Source organism: Syntrophorhabdaceae bacterium (assembly GCA_035541755.1).
Classification (GTDB): Bacteria; Desulfobacterota; Syntrophorhabdia; order Syntrophorhabdales; family Syntrophorhabdaceae; genus PNOF01.
This window is the reverse complement of the sequence record DATKMQ010000162.1, coordinates 1-3,333: the sequence shown is the minus strand read 5'-3', so window position 1 is coordinate 3,333 and position 3,333 is coordinate 1. Positions and strand designations below refer to the sequence as shown.

Here is a 3,333-nt window from a genome sequence, read left to right as displayed (position 1 = left end):
CAGCCATGCTTTTTTGCCTTCTTGTTTACTTTTTCCTGGAACCGGTCAAAAATCTTTGCAATTTTGTCTGCGCCCTTAATCTTCGTGGGAAGCAAATGAATTTTTCCTTTGCTCATCATGGCAGGTCCAAGCTCGGCGTCTCCCATGAGATGACCCGACTTGAGCTTGTAGCTCATGATGATACCCATCTCGAACATCCGGCCCCACTGCTTCATGGAAGAGAGGAACGAATCGTAGAAGAGCTTTACGTCCTTCTCGGATATCCTTCCCTCCCGCCTCGCGATGATCCGCAGCGTATCCATGATGTGGGCCACATCCACGTTACAGGGACATCGCGTGGTGCAGGTCTCGCAGGTAGCACAGAGCCAAATGGACTTGGAGTTGAGGATCGTCTCCTTTTGGCCGGCCTGCAACAGTCTCATTACCATGCTCACGGGATAATCGAAATACTGTGTGTAGGGACATCCCGCCGTGCAGTTGCCGCATTGGTAGCATAGAGACGGGTTCTGGCCGCTCTCTTCTTTCACCTGCTCGATGAATGCCCAGTCAGTCTTTTCCGTCAGATTTATCGTGTTCATAGTTTACCGTAGGCTCTTCTTGTGATGGCTCATTTCCCGCTTCGAGTACATGGCTACGTTCCCCGGCTGAGACAAGAAAAATAATTCATTATAGTGAACGGAATCTAGATCAGATGCTTTATCACAGACTATATATGAGCTGTTCAATATCATAAATAAGGCAATTTATTTTAAACAATTTGTGTTTCTGTGTCAACAGTTTTGATAGGTGCGGTTTTGAGATTCCGTGGGGCAGGCTTTTACCGCCGTTTTTCTCGTTTTAAGGTGGTTCTGAACAGTGCGGCCTCCTTTTCAAGCTGCGGAAACAAACGGGTTATGCTGACGAGCTCGCCCTCTCTTCCGGCCTCTTCCATCTCGAGAGCAAGCGCCCGTATACCCGGCGCGGCCACGTTTGCCGCCGCTCCTTTTATGGTATGCGCATAGTGTTCCGCGCCTGGTTTATCTCGATGAGAAAGTGCTTTCCGCAGGGCATCCATATACTGTGGCAGGTCCTCCAGAAACCGTAACAGGAGCTCTCTCATCAATTCTTTGTCTTCCATGACCCTTCCCAGAAGTTCCTTTTCATTAAAAATGGTCTCGAGCGCCCGCGATTTTGCTTCCAAAGCCCTTCTTCCGCCACCGCTCTGGGGTTTCTCTTTCCCGGATGTATTCTTTTTCTCGAGGCGTCGGGTATGGTTATCTTTCAATTTTCTACACTCCCACCGGATTGCCCGGATGTCTGTGGTCCCGGCATGAAAGTTTCCCGGCTTTCCTTTTGACGTAAGCCCCGCAAGACGACCATCCATGCCCGTGGACAGTTTAGATTTTTCATTTAACGCTCGCCCGCTTATACGGTAACAGTATTGCCACAGGCAATGCAACCCTAAAATCACTTAAGGATCATATCTCAATACACGGGTAGTCAGGCGCCCTCACCATGTGAATGTTAGTCGCACGTCCGGTTCAGCGCAGAAGAATAGGGAAATTTCTCCCCTTGACGCTATGGTCGGGATTGTATTCAGTTGCTTACTTACGACATCTCTTCGAAATTCCGGGGCCTTAACGGCCCACGCCTCTACTCGAAGGAAAAATCGACGTAGAGCGTTTCGTCCCCATTATCCGTGGGAAAACGGAAGGGCAAGGATATGATGGGAAGGGCGCTGATGAAATGCAGCTGCATGGAGCCCACAATAACCGTGGGGATCGAGGCCTTTAGGTTGACGCCGGAGGCCTCAAACTCTTTTCTTGCCTGCCCTGATATGATATTCGTGAGTTCACCGATGGCGTCGACGACCTCGGGGCCGAGGTCCGTTCGCTCGTCGCCCATCAAGGTCTTATAAGCGAAAAGGGCGCCCTTATGCTTGAAGCTAATGCATATGGTGCCCTTTTTGTCGCGACCAAGCCCATGACCCCGGTGACATCCCCGGACGTGGTCTTGTCGGTCTTTAAGCGAGGCTTATCCAGGTTTGTCTCAAGGTTGAGCATGGTTTTGAACACTGTTTGCGTCGCGAGAACAAACGGGTTGATATACTTTACATCCATCTTGTCGTCCCACGCACGATATTATCCCCCGGCCCGATCATTTTGAGGCCCGTTCCTTGGCCTTCTCAATGGCGTTTTGCAGTTTGTCGGGGGTAAAGGGCTTGACAATATAGTTGTCCACGCCCGATTTGATGGCCTCCATGATACAATCTTTCTGTGCCTCGGCGGTGACCATGATGAAAGGGATGTGCTTTATCGCGTCATTGTCTTTGCAAGCCTTCAAAAAGTCGATACCGGTCATCTCCGGCATGATCCAGTCGCTGATGATGATATCGGTCTGCTCTTTTTTGAGAAGTTCCAGGGCGCTCGCACCATTCTCCGCCTCGATTACGTCGGTAATGTTGATCTTCTGCAAGACCGTCTTGATAATCTTTCTCATTGTTGCAAAATCGTCGACAACAAGGGCTTTCATTAGGCACTCCCTTTCAAATGATTTCCCGGTCCCACCCTAACCCCTTATCTCTGTTATCGACTGCCCAATGGAAAAACTTTAACGAATATTTCATGGTCGAAACTTGCAAAGCCAGGACAGCAGTGGACAAGAAACGAAAGATTGAAATGTGTGTATGTTTTGTGCCTGGATGCATGCTCGTTCGGCAAAGCGTCTATGCGTGTCCTGCCCCGTCTCGCGCCTTCAGACGTTTACCACCCACGTGGCAGTCTGGTCGCTCTTCAATCCGGTATCAACGCGTGGGTACCCGGCAAACCTACTTTCAGGATACAAGCCCGGTCTTCGGCCAGCGCGCCATGACAAGTCCATCGCATATTCATCTCTCCACTCCAAGCCCGCATCCACTCCACCCGCGACCCTCGGCTCTGTTGCCGAGTTCGCGGACATTGCATCTGAATTTACAATTAGTTTCAGGCCTGCGCCCGACGCTCTTCATGTCAGACCACCTCGCGATGGTCGAGACTGGAATGGTGCATATTTCTATTGCGTCCAACCAAAGCGGACATCTATACGGTTAAGCTAGACTTTTTGGGCCGAAGAGATTTTCGATGCATGACGCGAAAAGCAAGAGCCGGGATTCGCAGGCCACTATTCAGAGAGATAGAAATGATTTAGCCGGGTACCCACAAGCGGCCGGCGATATTCAACGGCGCGATTTCTATGTGGGTGGCAAACGTCGAAGAATCACGGCCCGTAGATTGACAAAGTCAGGCACGAAAAGATCGAGGCCCCTTATGAGGAGCGCGATGAATTAATGATTGAGGAGCGCCTCAATCATTAATT

Annotated in this window: 5 protein-coding genes; all 5 read right to left on the bottom strand. The window is 50.4% G+C overall.

Translation table 11 applies throughout. The annotated features are described in order from the left end of the window. On the bottom strand, nt 1-578 hold a 578-nt coding region (locus VMT62_15555), incomplete at its 3' end, for a 4Fe-4S dicluster domain-containing protein (GenBank protein HVN97846.1). Nucleotides 579-817: 239 nt separating this feature from the next. Then, complete coding sequence (locus tag VMT62_15550; protein ID HVN97845.1) at nt 818-1,450, bottom strand: Hpt domain-containing protein; 633 nt, start codon at nt 1,448-1,450, stop codon at nt 818-820. A 182-nt stretch (nt 1,451-1,632) separates the two neighbouring features. Beyond that, entirely contained in the window at nt 1,633-1,929 is a 297-nt protein-coding gene (locus VMT62_15545; protein HVN97844.1) for a chemotaxis protein CheX, read from the bottom strand. Beyond that, a complete protein-coding gene (locus VMT62_15540; GenBank protein HVN97843.1) occupies nt 1,884-2,099 on the bottom strand; it encodes a hypothetical protein in 216 nt (71 codons plus the stop codon). The genes VMT62_15545 and VMT62_15540 overlap by 46 nt, the downstream gene beginning before the upstream one ends. Nucleotides 2,100-2,136: 37 nt before the next feature. Then, nucleotides 2,137-2,511 carry a response regulator gene (locus VMT62_15535; protein HVN97842.1) on the bottom strand — a complete coding sequence of 125 codons (375 nt, stop codon included), beginning with the start codon at nt 2,509-2,511 and terminating at the stop codon, nt 2,137-2,139. Between the last annotated feature and the right edge of the window lie 822 nt (nt 2,512-3,333).

Coding starts and splice junctions, on each gene's coding strand:
- VMT62_15535 (HVN97842.1), bottom strand. CDS start 2,511: ATGAAAGCCCTTGTTGTCGACGATTTTGCAACAATGAGAAAGATTATC.
- VMT62_15540 (HVN97843.1), bottom strand. CDS start 2,099: ATGGATGTAAAGTATATCAACCCGTTTGTTCTCGCGACGCAAACAGTG.